Source organism: Pseudoalteromonas sp. APC 3355 (assembly GCF_030407615.1).
Lineage (GTDB): Bacteria > Pseudomonadota > Gammaproteobacteria > Enterobacterales > Alteromonadaceae > Pseudoalteromonas > Pseudoalteromonas distincta.
Genome location: NZ_JASDDB010000012.1, coordinates 39,296 through 56,115 on the forward strand (window position 1 = coordinate 39,296; position 16,820 = coordinate 56,115).

11 protein-coding genes and 1 pseudogene are annotated in these 16,820 nt (G+C 40.1%); 7 read left to right on the forward strand and 5 right to left on the reverse strand.

Going from position 1 to position 16,820, the window contains the following annotated elements:
• Window positions 1-72: 72 nt before the first annotated feature.
• From QMA08_RS16000 to QMA08_RS16025, 6 genes and pseudogenes are all read left to right on the forward strand, one after another.
• Window positions 73-990 (forward strand): LysR family transcriptional regulator, encoded by a 918-nt coding sequence (locus QMA08_RS16000; protein WP_200886975.1) that lies wholly within the window; start codon window positions 73-75, stop codon window positions 988-990.
• A 133-nt stretch (window positions 991-1,123) separates the two neighbouring features.
• Complete coding sequence (locus tag QMA08_RS16005) at window positions 1,124-2,485, forward strand: TolC family protein (RefSeq protein WP_290174936.1); 1,362 nt, start codon at window positions 1,124-1,126, stop codon at window positions 2,483-2,485.
• A complete protein-coding gene (locus QMA08_RS16010) occupies window positions 2,482-3,627 on the forward strand; it encodes an efflux RND transporter periplasmic adaptor subunit (RefSeq protein WP_290174937.1) in 1,146 nt (381 codons plus the stop codon). Before QMA08_RS16005 ends, QMA08_RS16010 begins: the two co-directional genes overlap by 4 nt.
• Window positions 3,627-6,805 (forward strand): annotated as a pseudogene (locus tag QMA08_RS16015) (efflux RND transporter permease subunit). Before QMA08_RS16010 ends, QMA08_RS16015 begins: the two are co-directional and overlap by 1 nt.
• The gene (locus tag QMA08_RS16020; RefSeq protein WP_002961983.1) at window positions 6,805-7,488 is read left to right on the forward strand and encodes a response regulator transcription factor; all 684 of its coding nucleotides are present in this window, start codon (window positions 6,805-6,807) and stop codon (window positions 7,486-7,488) included. Before QMA08_RS16015 ends, QMA08_RS16020 begins: the two are co-directional and overlap by 1 nt.
• Window positions 7,485-8,777, forward strand: a complete 1,293-nt coding sequence (locus QMA08_RS16025) for a HAMP domain-containing sensor histidine kinase (protein ID WP_290174938.1) — start codon at window positions 7,485-7,487, stop codon at window positions 8,775-8,777. The genes QMA08_RS16020 and QMA08_RS16025 overlap by 4 nt, the downstream gene beginning before the upstream one ends.
• Before the next feature lie 307 nt (window positions 8,778-9,084).
• Here QMA08_RS16025 and QMA08_RS16030 read toward each other — a convergent pair whose 3' ends face one another.
• Both QMA08_RS16030 and QMA08_RS16035 read right to left on the reverse strand, forming a co-directional pair.
• A complete protein-coding gene (locus QMA08_RS16030; RefSeq protein ID WP_290174939.1) occupies window positions 9,085-9,942 on the reverse strand; it encodes an MBL fold metallo-hydrolase in 858 nt (285 codons plus the stop codon).
• A gap of 187 nt (window positions 9,943-10,129) precedes the next feature.
• The gene (locus QMA08_RS16035) at window positions 10,130-12,013 is read right to left on the reverse strand and encodes a propionyl-CoA synthetase (RefSeq protein WP_290174940.1); all 1,884 of its coding nucleotides are present in this window, start codon (window positions 12,011-12,013) and stop codon (window positions 10,130-10,132) included.
• 186 nt (window positions 12,014-12,199) lie between these two features.
• Between QMA08_RS16035 and QMA08_RS16040 the strand changes: the two genes are divergently transcribed.
• Entirely contained in the window at window positions 12,200-12,601 is a 402-nt protein-coding gene (locus tag QMA08_RS16040; protein WP_024589726.1) for an NUDIX hydrolase, read from the forward strand.
• Here the strand turns inward: QMA08_RS16040 and QMA08_RS16045 are convergent, their stop codons facing one another.
• The 3 genes from QMA08_RS16045 to QMA08_RS16055 all read right to left on the reverse strand — a co-directional run bounded on the left by QMA08_RS16045 (window position 12,602) and on the right by QMA08_RS16055 (window position 16,761).
• Window positions 12,602-13,699 carry a polysaccharide lyase family 7 protein gene (locus tag QMA08_RS16045; RefSeq protein WP_182696150.1) on the reverse strand — a complete coding sequence of 366 codons (1,098 nt, stop codon included), beginning with the start codon at window positions 13,697-13,699 and terminating at the stop codon, window positions 12,602-12,604.
• 252 nt (window positions 13,700-13,951) lie between these two features.
• Window positions 13,952-14,716, reverse strand: coding sequence for a transporter substrate-binding domain-containing protein (locus tag QMA08_RS16050; protein ID WP_138489590.1), 765 nt, complete (start codon window positions 14,714-14,716; stop codon window positions 13,952-13,954).
• 206 nt (window positions 14,717-14,922) lie between these two features.
• Window positions 14,923-16,761, reverse strand: coding sequence for a DUF4105 domain-containing protein (locus QMA08_RS16055; RefSeq protein WP_290174942.1), 1,839 nt, complete (start codon window positions 16,759-16,761; stop codon window positions 14,923-14,925).
• Window positions 16,762-16,820: the final 59 nt, after the last annotated feature.

Sequence of the window (16,820 nt, forward strand, 5' to 3'; positions counted from 1 at the left end):
CTCTTATAAAGCAAACAAAGGCTTAAATAGTGGTTAAGCAACATTGGCAGCATAGAGATTTAAGGATACAATTTGAAACAACACTTTTTTGTGCAGCATACAATTATGAATGGTATCAGTCGGCTCGATATAAAACAGTTAAGAGTACTCAGTAGCTTATTAGAACTGCAAAATCTTTCACAAGTAGCCAAAAAAATGGGGTTAACGCAACAAGCTATTAGTGAGCAACTACGAAAACTACGAGACTTATTTGACGATCGCTTGTTTATTCGCCAAGGCAATAACATGGTTGCTACTCCTAAAGCGCAAGGGCTCAAGGCACCTGTTAATAATATTTTAAAGCAATTAGAGTCGTTACTAGAGCCCGAGCAGTTTAGCCCGCAAACTTATAAAGGTGTGTTTACCATAAGCGCAACCGACTACGCCACGCAGGCCTTATTGCCGCAATTATTTAATATTACCCGCCGCGAGGCGCCAGGTTTAAAGCTGATTGTGCGCGACTTTGCATCAGATAACGTTAATCAACTTATAACGGCAGGCGAGCTTGATTTGCTGATAAGCTTTCCAGAATTTATACCCGACAACCTTTCTTATATCACTTTGTTTGAAGAACAGCATTTGTGTATTACCGGTATAGGTAACACTACTTACACTGAACCTTTGAGTTTGGCGCAATTTGCAAAGCATCCACAGCTAGTGGTGTCGCCATCTCGTGCAAATTTGCGCGGATCGCACGATCAGTGGTTTGAAAGCCAAGGGCTAAAACGTAATATTGTTATGTCGGTACCGAGCTTTTCAGCAGTGCCCGACATTTTACATACAACCGATATGCTCGCGTTTTACCCATCAAGATTATTACCAAACAGCAAAGTTAAACAGCTAAAAATAGAAGCTCTGCCTCCTACATTTAAAGTAATAGCCGCATGGCATCCGCGTACTAATAACAGCCCAATTCATAAATGGTTGATAGAGCAATTACAAAACTTATAACGATATAAAACATCTAAAGTGACTACTTTTTACTGTTAAATTAGCAACCCAATATTTAGATTAAATCATTTAACCCCTCCTTAACCCTCGACCTAATAAGCTATGTGTAATAGTACGAATTAGGCATAGTTAAATGGTTTATTTTAAAAAGCACTCAACCGGTTTGTTACTTGCACTTAGTTGCACGCTTGCTGCATGTAGTAGTCAGCCAAGCTATCAAGGTAATAGTACTGAGCAGTCGCTAAAGCAACATACAAACTGGCAGTACACGCAAAGTAACGCACAGCACGTAAATTACATTACCGATTTGGTGGATATTGAAGGGCTTGATTCGCTTATTGAGCAAGCTGCTACTAATAATCCATCGTTTAATCAAGTACATGTTGCATTAAAACTAGCTTATGCACAGCGTGATGTAACCGCTGCAAGTCAGTGGTTTAGTGTAGATGCAGGATTTGACGCGCAGCGCAGTAAAACCGAAGGTACGCAATACAGCTCATCAGTAGGTATAAGCTGGGAAGCCGATATATGGCAAAAAATTGCTGACAACGTAGCCGCGCAAGATATGACTATTGCCAGTAACCAAGCTACTTATCAAGGTGCTAAAGACACATTAGTAGCGAGTGTTATTCGTACTTATTTAAATATTATTTTGCAGCAAAATTTGCTCGATATAGAGCAGCAACGTTTAGTTGTTTTACAAAATAATGAGCAAAGTATTGTAGAGCGCTACCAATATGGATTAGGTGATTTAGAAGCGCTTGATACCGCCCGTACTAGCACGGCATCTACTCGCGCAACCATTGCCGATTATCAAGAACAAATAGCAAAAGCAAAGCGTGCTTTAATGCTAATTGTAGGCACTGATAAACTTCAAAACCTGCCAAATACATTAACTCTGCCAAGCGTTATTGAGCCATTAAGTACATTACCAGAGCAAGATTTAGCGCGCCGACCTGACTTACAAAGTGCCTATTACAACATTCAGGCAAAGCATTACTTGGTTGATGTATCGTACAAAGAATTACTGCCGAGTATTTCGCTTTCGGCATCACTGAGTGATTTAGCAAGCACGCCAAGCCAAGCATTATTAACCAGCCCAGTGTGGAGTTTATTAGGCAGTTTAAGTGCCCCTTTATTTGAAGGTGGAGCACTGCGTGCGCAAGTTGATATTGCAAAATTAAATGCCGAGCAAGCGTTTTGGCAGTACCAAGATACGCTGCTAAGTGCGGTAAACGAAGTTGAAAATGCACTCGGGCAGGAGCAATCATTAACCGAGCAACAACTGCAAATTAGCAATGCACTTGCCAGCGCTCAACGCAGCTTTAGTAACTATCAAAGTAAGTATCAACAAGGTTTGGTTGATATTTTAGATTTGCTAACAGTGCAACAAAAAGTATACGACCTGCAAGCCCAGCTTAGCCAAATAAACTACACCCTTTTAACTAACCGCATAGATTTAGGCCTCGCTTTGGGCCTTGGAGTATCGTCATGAAAATTTCGCCAACACCGGTTGTTGTAACGCTTGTTGCTATTGTTTGTATAGGGCTTGCTATTATGTATAACGGTCAAAAAATGGCTGAACAAGCAAATAGCCCACAACCTGCCGCTATTAAAGCTATTGCCCCAAATGTATCGGTAATTAATGCAGCTCCGAGCACTTATCAGGCTTATGTTAGTGGGCATGGTGAAGCTAAAGCGCATTGGTCACTTAGCTTAAAAGCGCAAGTTAAAGGCGAAGTAACCAGTATGAGCGAGCAATTTGCGACCGGTAACTTAATAACTAAAGGGCAGGTGTTTGCACAAATAGATAATACAGAATACTTACAAGCTCTAGCTAGCGCAAAATCAACATTGGCTGATGCAAAACTAGCACTGCAAGAAGAACAAGATTTAGGTAATCAAGCAAAACGTGAATGGGATCGCTCAGGCGTTACGCAAGCACCAAGCTCGCCGCTTGTATTTAGAACGCTACAACTAGAAGCCGCGCAAGCTATGCTCGATAAAGCACAATATGCACTTAAAACCGCACAGCGTGATGTAAATAACACCCAGTTAAGTGCACCATTTGACGCTGTTATTTTATCGCGCGATATAGATTTAGGTACTTATGTGAGTATTGGCGATACGCTTGCCACGCTAAACAGCACTGACAAAGTAGAAATAACCGTGCCGCTTTCATTAAGTCAGTGGCAAAACCTAGCAAATAATAAATCAGGCGAGGTTATTTTAACTGATGTAACCACTAATACTAAATGGAACGGTTATATTGCACGTTTTGAGCAACACCTTGATGACAGCTCGCGTCAGCGCAGCGTAATTGTTGCCTTAGATAAACCCTTTGAGCAAACAACGCCGTTACTGCCTGGCACATTTTTAGCGGTAGAAATTGCCGGTAAGCAGTTAACTAACGTAATAAAACTGCCTGCTTCGGCGGTATCTCAAGATGGCTTAATTTGGTACGTAAATGATCAAAATAGCTTAGTAAGCACACACGCTAATAAAGTATTTGAGCGTGGGGATTACGTATATATTACGCCAGTAGATAGTGCTAAAAATCTAAAAGTGGTGGCGCGCCCACTTGTTAGTTACTTAAACGACATGAAAGTAAATCCAATAGTTGAGGAGATACAATAATGAGCCCTCATCAACCACCTCAAATACCCAGTAATAATAACCCGCTGCACGGTATTATTAATTGGTTTGCAAATAACTCTGTTGCCGCTAACTTATTGTTAGTTAGTGTGATTGTAATGGGTATTATGTCGCTTACGACTTTACGTAAAGAGGCTTTTCCTAGTTTAGAGCCAGATACTATTTCGGTATCGGTGGTTTACGACAGTGGCGATGCATTGCAAGCTGAAGAGGGAATAGCGTTAAAAATTGAAGAAGCGCTCGAAACCGTATCGGGTATTAAACGTATTACTTCTACATCCGATGCTAGCGGCAGCCATGTAAGCATTGAAAAAAGTACTGATTACTCACTCGATGAGTTACTTGTTGACGTTAAAAACCAAGTTGACGCTATTAATAACTTTCCGGCAGATGCCGAGCAACCTGTTATTGATAAAGCCCGTAGGCAAGATCATGCATTAACGCTGCAGCTTTTTGGGGATGCCGATCGCCATACATTACAAAATCTGGGCGAAAAACTTAAAGCCGATTTATTAGCGCAATCAGGCATTAGCGACGTAGCGCAGTCGGGTGTACTCGACCCGATGATGTCCATAGAAATCGACGAAGGTAAACTCCAAGCCTATGGCTTAACTATTAGCGATATAAGCGAGGTCATTAATAATGAGTCATCAAGCCCGCTTTCGACTAGTTTGCGCGATAGCAGTAAAATTATACGCTTAAAAGCCGCCGACCAAGCTTACTGGCAGCGCGACTTTGCCAATATTGTATTGTTAACAACCGCATCAGGCACACAAATTAAGTTAGGCGATGTAGCCACCGTTACCGACTCATTTGCCGAAGATAGCAATTCATTAAGCCGTTATAACCAACAAAATGCCGTAGGCGTTGAAATTTTAATGGGCGATAACAGCGATATAACTACCATTGTTGAGCAAGCTAATAGCGTAATAGATAAATGGCACGAAAGCGGTTTATTACCTCAAAACGTAGAGCTTGAAAGCTGGCACGACAAAAGCACCATGATCACCGAGCGTTTATCGCTACTTACTAAAAATGCCGTGACCGGTATTATTATGGTGTTTGTAATACTTGCCATATTTTTAAACGTACGCGTAGCGCTGTGGGTTGCTGGTGGCTTGCCGTTTGTATTTTTTGGTACGCTTTATTTTATGACCGATGGCTACACCGCACTAACCATAAACGAAATGACTACCTTTGGCTTTATTATGGCGCTGGGCATAGTGGTAGACGATGCCGTTGTTGTAGGCGAGAGTATTTACACCACACGTAAAAAACATGGCGATACATTAAATAATACAGTTTTAGGCACCATGAAGGTTGCTGTGCCAACAATATTTGGGGTGTTAACCACGGTGGCTGCGTTTGTAGCGCTTTCGAATGTGTCGGGCAACTTAGGTAAAATTTACTCTCAATTCGCCACTGTAGTGACCATTTGTTTACTGCTTTCAGTTGTTGAATCAAAACTTATTTTACCCTCGCATTTAGCCCACATTAGTACTAAACGCCAAGTTAAAAAAGGCTTAGCAGGTCTGTGGTCAAAAATACAACATGGTGCTGATAGCGGCTTAAGCTGGTTTAGTAAAAACATTTACTGCAAGGTTATTGAATTTTCACTGCGCTTTAGATACGCCGTAGTGGCTGCGTTTATCGCCTTTTTTATATTAGTTATTGGCATGCCGATGACAGGCACAGTTAAAGTTGGTTTTTTCCCAAGTATTGCAGGCGACACTGTAACAGCCGATTTAGTTATGCAAAACGACGCCGCTTATGGGCAAACAAACACAAACTTACTAACGCTTGAGCAAAGTGCATTACAAGCTGAGCAAAACTTAATGACTAAGTTGAGCTCTGACAAAAGCGAAATAACCAGCCTACAAGTCATTAGTAGCAGCGACACCAGCGGTGAAGTAAGCGTTGAGCTATTAAACGAAGGCGCTTTTACAGCAAGCGAATTTGCTCAAGAATGGCAGGTAGCCTTGAGGGCAGTAAAAAATTACAAATATTAGCCACGCGTAAAATGGTCGATAACTTTAAAGTTGAACTTAAAGCGTGGGACGACGAAACCGTAATGGCGGCTGGCGCACTATTTAAGGAGCGCTTGCAAAATACCGCAGGCGTTAACGGAATAGACGACAACTTAAACCCAGGTCAGCCACAGCTTAAATTTACCCTAAATGCACAAGGGCGCGCGCTTGGCATGGATACAGCCAGTTTATCAAAGCAAGTACTGCAAGCCTTTGGTGGTGCAGTTGTACAGCGCTACCAACGTAATAAAGACGAAGTTAAAGTACGTGTACGCTACCCAGAAGATGCTCGTAAAACACCTGCCGATATAATGCAGTCGCGTATTCGCCTACCCGATGGCACGGTTGTCCCTTTAGTTAACGTAGCCACAGTAAGCAGTGAATATCAGCAAGATGAAATAACCCGCATTGATGGACTTCGTGCAATTTATTTAAGCGCCCAAGTAGATAAAAACGTGATTGCTCCAAACGAGTTAGTTGCTAATTTAAAGCGCGACTTAATTCCAGAGTTAACACAGCAATTTCCTAATTTAAGTGTGTATTTTGCAGGAGAAGCAGAGCAACAAAGCGAAACCACCAGCTCAATGAGCACTATGTTTGTAGCGGCTTTATTAGTTATTTACGTGTTGCTGGCTATTCCGCTTAAATCGTACATTCAACCTATGTTGATTATGGTAGCAATTCCGTTTGGCATTGTGGGCGCTATTTTAGGACACTGGTGGAACGACTTAACCATTAGTATATTGTCGTTAAATGGTATTTTGGCGCTCAGTGGAGTAGTTGTAAACGACAGCTTATTACTTGTTTCACGCTTTAACGAACTAGTAAAAGAAGAGGGCATGAGCACGCACGATGCCATAGTTGAGTCGTGTACGAGCCGGTTACGTGCGGTATTACTTACCTCAATTACGACGTACGCAGGCTTAGTGCCGCTACTTAGCGAAACCTCAATGCAGGCACAGTTTTTAATTCCTGCTGCGGCATCACTTGGCTACGGTATTTTGTTTGCCACGGTTATTACCTTAATACTTATACCGGCATTATTGATGATTCAAACCGATGCTAAACGCGGTATTGATGCTGTGCTAATATCGCTAGGTGCTAAAAATAAAACGCAGGAAGTAGCCTCTTAATGATAAACGTACTACTGGTTGAAGACGACATAGATTTGGCAACCACCATTGTTGATTATCTCGAAATTGAGTCAATAGAGTGTGACCATGCAAGCAATGGCGTAATGGGTTTAAATTTAATAGAACGTAATCAATATCAAATGATTATATTAGATGTAAACATGCCCAAAATGGACGGTTTAACCATGTGTAAATCATTGCGTGAGCAAGGCATTGATATACCAGTATTAATGCTGACAGCGCGCGATAGCCTCGACAATAAGCTTGAGGGGTTTGCAGCCGGTAGTGACGACTATTTAGTAAAACCATTTGCGATGAAAGAGCTAGTAGCGCGGGTTCAAGTATTAGCAAAGCGTAAAAGTGGAGAGGTTAAGCGACTTACATTTGCTAACTTAACACTTAATTTAACTGCGCATACAGCAACAGTGGCTGCGCACAGTTTAAAGTTATCACCCATTACTTTTAAGTTATTAGAAGTGCTTGTACGAGAGCAGCAAAAACCGGTAACCCGACAGGTAATTATGCAAGCAATATGGGGAGACGATCAGCCAGACAGCAATAGCTTAAAAGTGCATATTCATCATTTGCGTAAACAGCTAGAGCAAGCGCATTGCCAAGCCGTACTAGAAACAATACCCAGTGTAGGGTTTGCGCTAAAATTAAAAAATGAGACACAAGCATGAAAATTAGACCCAGCCTGAGGTTGTATTTTTTTGCCACCATGGTGCTTTTAAGTTCATTAATGGCAATTGGCTTTTCGTTTTTAAGTGTTAATTATTTTATTGATGGCTTAGACCGAGGGTTAAATGGCGTAATGCATGCGCTTTCGCAATCTACTGAGGTTAAAAACGGTGAACCTGCAGAAATGATTGGCTTTAAAATAGCGAGTCGCTGGGAAGACATGCCAAGCGAAATTCAGCAACGCTTTACAAAGCCTACAGAGATTGGCGTATTGCAAAAAAGCAAAGTAAAACCATCGTTTTTTTCAATGCCGGAAGACCTCTATTTTGTAGCGTATTTTCAAAACCCTGCAGGGGAGCCCCGTTACGTATCACGTATTATGCTTGAAAAAGAGCGCCTTAAAAAACAAAGCTCACCCAATAAACCTATAAAAAAGTTGGCATGGATAGCGTTAACAGGGGTTACGGCAATTGCTTTATTTACCTTCTTTTTGTTTATGGTAATGAAAAAAATAGCTAAGCCAGTAGAGTCACTACGCGGTTGGGCTAAGTCGTTAAATCAAAAAAATTTACAAAACACGCCGCCCGACTTTACCTATAACGAACTAAATACCTTGGCAACGCTAATACGCAGTAGCTTGCTTTCTGCTCACGAGAGCCTTGAGCGAGAGCAGCGCTTTTTAAGTTATGCGAGCCACGAGTTACGTACACCAATTTCGGTTATTCGCAGCAACGTTGAGTTACTTAACCGCTTAAGCGAAAAAGCGCCTTTAAGCGATAAACAACACCTTACACTGCAGCGAATAGAGCGCGCCGGTTTAACCATGAGCGATTTAACCGAGACGTTATTGTGGCTTAGCAGAAATGACGACCAGCAAAGTGCACCAGAGCCTGTAAACCTAGCCGAAAAAATAACGACTTTGAGTAACGAACTCGATTATTTACTCAATTCAAAACAAGTTGATGTACTTATAAATACCGATAACCAAAGTACAACTATTAATACCGAAACCACCGCATGCCACATTGTGCTTACTAACTTAATACGTAATGCGTATCAGCATACGCAACAAGGGCAAGTGCGAATTACTCAGCAGGGCAGCCGTGTGATTATAGTAAATAGCAGCGCGCACAGTGATACGCCACACACTGCTAATAACACAAACAAGCCTGCCAATATTGGCTACGGTTTAGGATTAGAGTTAAGCGAAAAAATAATAAAACGACACGGTTGGGTATACGAAGTGAACGACATGCCTGGGCGTTATGAAGTGGTGGTCGATTTTAGTTAATAGGCTTTTTTTAATACTTAACCTGAACTCTGGTTAAGAGATTTACTAACATATTGAATCATAGTGATATTTAAATTTATTTTATCTAGCGCTGAAAATAGCTGCTTGAGATAGATTTATTATCCAGAGTTTAGGTTACTTAGATTTAAAATATAAAACCGCGCTAGGACATTGTAAAGGTGGTTTATATGGCTTTTGACGTCTATTTAACTAATAAATAAGTACATTGGTACTGCGTTAAATACGCCAATACCAATGCTTATAATATTGAGTTTAGAGCTCAGAGCTTAGTCCGCTGAGTTCAAACTTATAGATCGCTGCGCCAGCCCATGCCTGACTCTTCCATTAAACGCTCGTACACGCCTTCTATGTTAAGTGGTAACCATACATCAAACTGTTTAAAGTCACTAAATTGGTCTAATTTTACATTTTGTTTAATTTCGTCAAGTGTATTACCAGCTAAAACGCCTGCTGTTACTTGGCTATATAAAAGCTCTATATAAGTTAAATAGCGCGCTACATCAGCCTTGCTGCCAATATCGGCATGTCCGCCTACAAAAGTATTAAAGTCATATTTGAGTACCGCTTGGGTTGAGTTAATCATGCCTTGAATATCGTAACTCCACAGTTTTTGCCATGGCATTCTGCCAATAACAATCCAATCAACTACAAATAGTGTTTTTTGCTTTTCGAATAATATACTAACCGAACCACGACCATCGTTTGGACCATGGTAGTTAAGCTTTACTGTAGAATCATCAAGAGTAAGTAGTAGCTCGTCATCAAAAGTAAGGCTGGGCGTTACTGTTTTCATTTGTGTGTTTTTAATATCTTGCGCAGCGAGTTTATGCGCTACAAACGTGGTGTGCGGGTTTTTAAATACCTCGGCGCCGTAAATATGATCGCTGTGATTATGGCTATAAATTACATATTTTACAGGCACGTTATAGCGAGTTTTAATTTGCTCGTTTAACCAGATGGCGGCTTTTTTATTAAGCGGGTCGGTAACAATTGCGCCCTCAGAAGTGATTAAAAATACTGAGCGGTGTCTGTCGTCTATAAAGCGGTGTAAGCCATCTCCTAAGTCTTCTATTTCATAGGCTTGTGTGGCAAAGCCTATAAATAATAGGGCTGTGCTTAATAGTTTTTGTAGCAAGCGGGGCATACACCATTCCTTTTTAAATTGATTAAATTAATAACGCTATTAAAAGAAGAAAGCAAAAAGCGGTAAAAAATTTCAGCTGTTGGTTAAATTAAAGCTTAAACTCAAACCAAAGCTTCAGTAAAAGGATCAAATATAAGGATGAAATAAAAAGCCATTATAAAAATGGCTTTAGATAGGTTGGTTGGGTTTATCTTTGTGTTAGTTGTTGGTTTATTTCTTCAAAGATACTGGCATCGTCTATGGTTGAAGGTATTTGTAGCTCTTCTCCATCAACCAGTTGGCGCAAATTTTTACGCAGTATTTTACCCGAGCGTGTTTTAGGTAACCTATCTACGCTAACTATATTTTTAAGGCACGCAATAGCGCCAATCTGATTACGAACACTTAAAACAAGCGCTTGTTCTACGTCGGTACTTGAGCCCATAAAATCATTTTTAAGCACGATCATTCCCATAGGGAGTTGCCCTTTTAGAGGATCGTTCACACCAAAAACAGCGCATTCGGCAACAGCAGGGTGCGCGGCTACTATCTCTTCCATTTCGCCGGTAGAAAGCCTATGTCCTGCTACATTTATAACGTCGTCGGTTCTGCCCATAATAAATAGGTAGCCGTCTTCATCAATATAACCACCATCGCCAGATAAATAATAACCTTCATATTCATTTAGGTAGCTTGCTTTAAAGCGCGGGGTATCTTGCCAAATAGTTGGTAGGCAACCCGGTGGAAGTGGCAGTTTAATTACCACGGCGCCTTGCTCGTTAGCTGCGCATTCATTGCCATTCATATCTAATATTCTCACGTCAAAACCTGGAGTTGGCACGGTAGAGCTGCCAGGTTTTGTTGCTAAGTACTCAAGCCCTACAGGGTTACAAGCAATAGCCCAGCCGGTTTCTGTTTGCCACCAATGATCGAGCACTGGCAGTTTGGTTTTTTCTTTAAGCCACTCATAAGTGGGAGGATCTAACCGCTCGCCAGCTAAAAATAAACGTTTTAAGCTTGAGGTATCGTATTGATTCAAACCATCGGCATTGGGGTCTTCTTTTTTGATTGCTCTAAAGGCGGTGGGGGCACTAAATAATACATTTACTTTATATTCTTCAACCACGCGCCAAAATGCACTAGCATCGGGCGTTTTAACGGGTTTACCTTCATATAATACAGTTGCGCAGCGATACATTAGCGGCGCGTAAACTATATAAGAGTGCCCAACTACCCAGCCAATGTCAGACGCTGCCCAAAATACGTCGCCGGGCTTCATACCATAAACGGTTGCCATGCTGTATTGCATTGCCACTGCGTGACCGCCATTTTCGCGTACTACGCCTTTGGGTGTGCCTGTCGTGCCTGAGGTATATAAAATATAAAGCGGATCGTCACCATTTACAGGCACCGGATCTGCGCTTGCAGCCGTTTTCATTGCCTGAGTCCAATCTATGTCTCGTTTAGGCTTAAGAGTGGCGGTTACTTGTGGACGCTGATAAATAACGCAGTGTTCTACTTTATGCGCAGCTAAGTCTATTGCGTTATCAATAAGTGGTTTGTATTCAATAACGCTGTTTACTTCAACACCGCATGAGGCGCTAAGTATAAGTTTGGGCTTGGCATCATCAATGCGTACAGCCAATTCGTGTGCAGCAAACCCACCAAATACCACCGAATGAATAGCACCAAGGCGAGCGCACGCCAACATACCAATAACCGCTTGTGGGATCATTGGCATATAAATAACAACGCGATCGCCTTTTGTAACGCCTAACGATTGTATTACGCCTGCAAATTTAGCAACTTCTTGTTGTAGTTGTGAGTAGCTATAAGTTTGCTTTGTATTAGTGACTGGAGAGTCGTAAATCAGTGCAGTTTGCTCGCCAAATCCGGCAATAACGTGTTGGTCTAGTGCTAAAAAACTGGTGTTTAATTGCCCGTCGCTAAACCAATGATAAAGCCCGTCGTCGTCTTGTGTATATGCTTTTGTGGGGGTTTTATACCATGGAATATTTTTACTTTGTTCGAGCCAAAATTGGGCTGGGTTTTGTTTAAAACCATTATATTGCTGTTTATATTCGCCTGACATGTAAGGCTCCTAAAGCTAAATTTGTGTGTGAGAGACCTTACAAAATGTAGGCTTTTTTTAGCAAGCAAGCTATTCGACCTTGGTCGGCTAAAAGTTAATCAACACACTGGTTTTAAAAATACAAAATTGACAATACAAAGCGTGTGGTTCAGCATGGCGGGCAGTAAAAATAAGAGAAAATACGATATGAGTAACGTAGTAAGAGTAGGAGTTGCGGTTATCATAAAGCACCAAAACACAATTTTACTAGGTGAGCGTATTGGCGCGCATGGTGCTAATACATGGGCAACACCTGGTGGACATTTAGAGTTTGGTGAAAGTGTTGAGCAATGTGCAATACGAGAAGTGTTTGAAGAAACAGGTTTAAAGGTAAGTAAAATTACTAAGCTTGATTTTACCAATGATATTTTTACAGCAGAGAACAAACACTATATTACGTTGTATGTAAAAGCTGATTTTGAAGGCGGAGAGCCTGAGCTTAAAGAGCCTAATAAATGTTTAAAGTGGCGCTGGTGCGATATTAATAATCTACCAACGCCACTGTTTACATCACTAAAAAATTACTTATCTGAGGCTGTACTAGCCTAGTTATTTTGTTGGCGGTGTCGCTGGGCTTAACTCTAGTTTACTAAAGCTTACTTGAGCGTAATCGCCATTTTGTTTATCTGTAGTCCAATCGCCAGTACCTAAACAACCTGGGTACCAAATACCTTTGGCGCTTTTAGTACTACATTGGTTATAAGCGCCGGCTTTAAAGTAATGCCAATCTGCAGCGTAACCATGTGGATGATCTTTTTCGTCCACTTTGCCATAAGCATCTACGTTATTACCTAAGTTAATAGAGTAGTTAACGTCTTCTTTGCCTTGTGCGCTAAATGTAAGGTGCATAACATTTTTATACACATTGACCGTGTAGCTAAATTCTTCACCTAGTGCAATACCGGCACTGCCAGGCTCGTTAGGGTTTTCCCATGTATTACCCCAAACTGGGTAAGTAATGTCTTTACGGTCAGGATTGGTTTTAGGTAAATTACGTTCGTAGTTCCAAAAAACTGAGCCTGTTTTATGCCCTGGCCATTTTTTGTAATATATTTTAAGTGGTTCATTCCCCCAGCCATAACCAAGCTTGGTATCAATAAGTGCCTGATCTTTACCTGCGTGAATTTGCCCTACAACAACCGAGTAAGCCGCTTTTTTATCAGGATCAGTTGCACGTAGCGCAACGTGATCTACTTTTAACGTTGCTTCCATTTTTCCACCAACAGAACCAAATCGGTCTGATAGCGGGTGAACAGCTAAAGCAAAGTTGTTTTTAGAGTGTTTAGTTTTAATCTTAGTATTTGATCCACGGATCATTTGTCTAAGTTCACTACGGGTATTAGTAGAGTTAGCACTTGTAAGCGCTTTATTAGGGGAGGTAAATACCATGTAGCCTTTATCATCAAGATAGAAAAAATCAGGGTGTGCGTAAGTCTGAATTTCTTCTACATCTATTTCATCAATTTTACCGTCGTTGTTTAAATCAACTGGTACATTTATTTTCCAGTGTGATAAATCAAACTTTGTTGCTGGTACCGGCGCATCGCTTTGCTGATTAGTGCTTTGGGTACTTGAACAAGCCGTAAAAAGTAGAGGTGTGATAACGGCTAAAGCCGTAAGTTTAAATGTGGATGTATTTTTTATCATTATTGTCTCTGTGTGATGAAGTAAAAATTGCGCGGTACAGGCGTCGCTTAACTTCAATCTAACATACCAATTTAAAAATTAAAACTTACCAATTTGTAGTTTTTTATAATTAATTGTTATTTCAATGATGATGTTTTGGTTAACCAATAGGGTTGGTTAACGTTATTATGTTATTTAAAATTGTTAAACAGAGGTGTTTTTCATCATATTTGGTAGCGCTTGATGTTTGCTAATATACTTATTGAAATAGGTTTAATTTATAGAAGGAGGAAGAGGGAGTTGCCACTTTTTCAAAATGGCTTGGTATTCGCCACTTACTTTTATAGTTTTTAATGCCTGCGAGATTAAGTTTGCTGTTTTATCGTCAAGCTGATTATTAGCAGCAAAATAGAGTATTGAAGGAAAATCAGCTAAATGAAGTCGTTTAGTTATTAAGTCTGGGTCGAGCCCTGACATTTTTAGTTCATTATCTAAGGTGAGTGTATTCATAAGGACAAAGTCAGTTCTACCCTTATAAAGCATTTGCCATGCCTGCTGATAATAACTAGCTAGTATTAAATTTTTATCTTCTTCAAACCCCATTTTTATTAAATATTTGGCACTCAAATATCCACGAATAGTGCCTACTTTATAAAATTTTGCATGATTTAAATGAGTTACTTCGTCTTTGTGGCTTTTTAAACTAACTAGGTAGGCATCAGTAAAATATACCGCTCCTAACCATTTAAACTGATTTTGCCTAGCGGGAGTTTTTAATAAAGAGAGCATAATTGTGTTTGGATTAGCTGCTAGCTGATGAAAGGCTCGTGCCATTGGCATTATTTCAAATTTAGCTTGTAGTTTTGCTTCTTTTAAAACAGCCTTAGCAATATCAACGGAAGCTCCGTCAGCTTCACCGCTTTTGTTTTTAAAATGGTAAGGATGTAAATCTTCGGCAATAAAAGTAAGAGAGCTTACTGCCCTTACATTACTGCAAAAAATAAAAACGAAAATGAAAACTACAACACGCAGATACATAAGAGAATCTTTCTAACTACAATACTTTGAGTTTAAAGGGTCTTGTCTGAAATATATACTCAAATGTATAAAATAAGTAAATGAATAGCTATGTAGAGAGTCTATTACATAATTAAAGAAGTGGAAATTGAACGTGTATTGAGTAAAGTTTTATATACCCACAAGCGCTGTAAAAATAATTAAGCGCTTGTGGGTATATGCAATGATTAAAAGTAGTATTGAATTGCAAATTTAGCCGATGTACTACTTGTATACCAATGTTGGTTTTTAAGCTCAGTACGTATAGATAAATTACGTGATAAAGAGTAATTCCACTTTATTGCAAAGTCACTGTGTTTATCTGCTTGGCCATCTATTAACCATGTTATGTTTGCTGTAAGAGCGAGTTTATGACTGTTATTTATTTGCCATATTGCACCTGCTTCACTACCAATGCCTGTTGTTAGGTTGTCTGTTATGTCACCATTATTAAATTCAACTTGGCCAAGTAAATAGCCGTGTAACGTGTTTGGGTTACCGATTGATTTTCCGTATCCACCTTTAGCAAACCAACGACCTTGTTGAATATTATTATTAGGCTGACGATCAAAGCCCATTTTAAAGTTCCAAGACCAGCTATCAAACACGCGGTTATCGGGTGCAAGTGACATAGCATCTAATAAATAAAAATGCTCAAGTCGCGTGTTACCCTTATCGCTTATGGCACCTTCAATATCAAAAAAGCTAATTTGAGCACCAGGAATAAATCCAGCTGAGCTATCTAATAAATCATGGTATGCAAGGCGATACGCAAAGCTTGTTAAGTCACTTTGATGGGCATACTCAGTTCTTCCAAGCGTTACTTTAGAAGAGCCATGACCTTGCTCTGGAGAAGCAATAGGACGACTTGGCTTAGTAAATGGCGAAGCTACTTTATATTTGCTGCGCATTAGTAGTAGCTTAGTTAGTCGCGGGGCAATTTCTTCACGCTTTAATGCTTTATCGTAAAATTCAAAATTTAACCATTCATACGCCATTTCTAATATTGCGACTAATTGCGACTGTGAGTAATTACGAGTATTGAGGGAGCCACCTTGCATTAACTCTCTTGCATCATCAAGTTGTTCGTTAGTCATTTGAGTAGAGTAATGGTAAAGCTTAGTGCCAAAAGCAGGGCGGTAATTAGGTGATTGTAGTAAGTTGTTATTTCTTAGGACTGCAACGGTATCTGATGGAATAGCTTGCATATTAAATGACGATGTTAAATCAAGGTCCTCTTGTGCGAGTTGTAATAATGCAAGTAATTGGTAAGAGCAGTTTTCATCAATAAAAAAGTAATCAAATATAGCTGATTGTAGCTCCCATAAGTGCAATAAAATAAGCTCTACTTGTGGCTCAGATAAATTAAGTTTGTATTCCCAAATATCACGAGATTCTAAATCATTATATTCGCGTACTTTTTTATAGTACGGCATAAGCGAAAATTTACCAGGATAGCTGCCAATCAGGCCTTTTAGTGCGTACATAGCTGCATTGTCTGAGCCGTCTGGTTCTGCTGCAAAATTAACTGCGAATGCGAGCAACTCTTTATGGCGAGTCTGATCTTTTGCATCAATACGAAGTAAGGTGTGACCAAACATTGATGAGGGGCTATTCATAAATGCAGTAGGAAAAACTAACGTAACCCCTTTTGGGTTTATTATTTTTTGCCACGTTTGAAGCTCTGGGCAATTAAGCGCGGGCCAGTTATTTTTAATTTTTGTTTTTAGCCATTTATAGCGTGCTGGAAACCGACAGCGAGATTGTGTTGTTTTTGGGTCAGTATTTTTACCACTAAATGCGGCTATAGTGGCTTCAAGTTCGTCCAGTGGACTTGTTTTACCTATAGGAGATAAAAAAAACTCAGCACTATCTACTTCACTTTTCCAACCACCTAATGTGGCCCCACGGTAATGACCTAATTTGAGCCAGTAAGGGTCGGTTGCTAAGGTGTCATTTTTAAAACTTTGAGCGTTTACGTAAGTACTAAACAGCGCAATTGATAAAACAAAGAATATTTTTTTCATAATCACTAAACAATAAAAGCCGCTAGAGAAATACTCCAGCGGCTTTATTTATACGTATA

Bases quoted from the DNA above. Each gene is read 5' to 3' on its own strand.
- QMA08_RS16005 (WP_290174936.1), top strand. From the start codon at position 1,124: ATGGTTTATTTTAAAAAGCACTCAACCGGTTTGTTACTTGCACTTAGT.
- QMA08_RS16010 (WP_290174937.1), top strand. From the start codon at position 2,482: ATGAAAATTTCGCCAACACCGGTTGTTGTAACGCTTGTTGCTATTGTT.
- QMA08_RS16020 (WP_002961983.1), top strand. From the start codon at position 6,805: ATGATAAACGTACTACTGGTTGAAGACGACATAGATTTGGCAACCACC.
- QMA08_RS16025 (WP_290174938.1), top strand. From the start codon at position 7,485: ATGAAAATTAGACCCAGCCTGAGGTTGTATTTTTTTGCCACCATGGTG.
- QMA08_RS16030 (WP_290174939.1), bottom strand. From the start codon at position 9,942: ATGCCCCGCTTGCTACAAAAACTATTAAGCACAGCCCTATTATTTATA.
- QMA08_RS16035 (WP_290174940.1), bottom strand. From the start codon at position 12,013: ATGTCAGGCGAATATAAACAGCAATATAATGGTTTTAAACAAAACCCA.
- QMA08_RS16040 (WP_024589726.1), top strand. From the start codon at position 12,200: ATGAGTAACGTAGTAAGAGTAGGAGTTGCGGTTATCATAAAGCACCAA.
- QMA08_RS16045 (WP_182696150.1), bottom strand. From the start codon at position 13,699: ATGATAAAAAATACATCCACATTTAAACTTACGGCTTTAGCCGTTATC.
- QMA08_RS16050 (WP_138489590.1), bottom strand. From the start codon at position 14,716: ATGTATCTGCGTGTTGTAGTTTTCATTTTCGTTTTTATTTTTTGCAGT.
- QMA08_RS16055 (WP_290174942.1), bottom strand. From the start codon at position 16,761: ATGAAAAAAATATTCTTTGTTTTATCAATTGCGCTGTTTAGTACTTAC.